Origin of the sequence: Sedimentibacter sp. B4 (genome assembly GCF_000309315.1) — a bacterium.
GTDB classification, from domain to species: Bacteria; Bacillota; Clostridia; order Tissierellales; family Sedimentibacteraceae; genus Sedimentibacter; species Sedimentibacter saalensis.
Genome location: NZ_CANG01000565.1, coordinates 1 through 241, shown reverse-complemented (window position 1 = coordinate 241; position 241 = coordinate 1). Strand labels below are relative to the sequence as shown.

At 68.0% G+C, this 241-nt stretch carries 1 pseudogene; it reads left to right on the top strand.

Annotation, left to right across the window (positions count from 1 at the left end):
• Window positions 1-241 (top strand): annotated as a pseudogene (locus BN358_RS26645) (esterase-like activity of phytase family protein); the annotation flags it as partial.

Here is a 241-nt window from a genome sequence, read left to right as displayed (position 1 = left end):
CTGGAGGCCCTGACCACCAAGAAGACCACCGCTGACGCGTCGGCGGCGCTGGCTTCGGCGGGCATCGTGCCGGTGGCCAAGACCCTCACCCTCGACCTGGGCGCCTACCTCACCGCCCTGAACCCCAAGGGCTCCTTCTACGGCCACGACAAGGTGGAGGGCCTCGCGCTGATCAACCACGGCCACACCCTCGTGATCGCCAACGACTCCGACTTCGGTATCGCCGGGGTCACCGGAGACA